This is a genomic window from Streptococcus oralis, assembly GCF_023110055.1.
GTDB classification, from domain to species: Bacteria; Bacillota; Bacilli; order Lactobacillales; family Streptococcaceae; genus Streptococcus; species Streptococcus oralis_BY.
On sequence record NZ_JALDVG010000001.1, the window covers coordinates 264,575 to 265,539 of the forward strand.

The following is a 965-nucleotide window of genomic DNA, read 5'->3' on the forward strand; positions in this document are numbered from 1 at the left end:
GTTGGTGAGAAAGACTCTAAGGGTGAAGAAAACAAAGTTGCCACAAACGGTTCAACAGTAACTGTAACCGATAAAGACGATGACCTTCCACGTAAGATTACCTTCAGCAAGGTTAGCCTTGGTGGAACAGAAATCGCTGGTGCACAAATCAAGATTTACAAGGGCGACAAGGCAGAAGGCACAGCCGTAGAAAGCTGGACATCTGAAGCTGGTAAGTCTAAAGATCTCAACTTGGCTCCGGGCACTTACACCTTCCATGAGGAAGCAGCCCCAACTGGTTACCTCAAAGTAACGGACATCACTTTCCAAGTCAAACATGATGGCACTGTGGAAGTGACAAACGTTGGTGAGAAAGACTCTAAGGGTGAAGAAAACAAAGTTGCCACAAACGGTTCAACAGTAACTGTAACCGATAAAGATGATGACCTTCCACGTAAGATTACCTTCAGCAAGGTTAGCCTTGGTGGAACAGAAATCGCAGGTGCTCAAATCAAGATCTACAAAGGCGATAAGGCAGAAGGCACAGCCGTAGAAAGCTGGACATCTGAAGCTGGTAAGTCTAAAGATCTCAACTTGGCACCAGGTACTTACACCTTCCATGAGGAAGCCGCTCCAACTGGTTACCTCAAAGTAACGGACATCACTTTCCAAGTCAAACATGATGGCACAGTGGAAGTGACAAATGTTGGTGAGAAAGACTCTAAGGGTGAAGAAAACAAAGTCGTTACAAATGGCTCAACAGTAACTGTAACCGACAAAGACGATGACCTTCCACGTAAGATCACCTTCAGCAAGGTTAGCCTTGGTGGAACAGAAATCGCAGGTGCTCAAATCAAGATCTACAAAGGCGATAAGGCAGAAGGCACAGCCGTAGAAAGCTGGACATCTGAAGCTGGTAAGTCTAAAGATCTCAACTTGGCACCAGGTACTTACACCTTCCATGAGGAAGCCGCTCCAACTGGTTA

Annotated in this window: 1 protein-coding gene; it reads left to right on the forward strand. The window is 45.9% G+C overall.

Annotated features, from left to right (window positions below; translation table 11 throughout):
* On the forward strand, positions 1-965 hold a 965-nt coding region (locus M1G01_RS01245), incomplete at both ends, for an MSCRAMM family protein (RefSeq protein ID WP_247930960.1).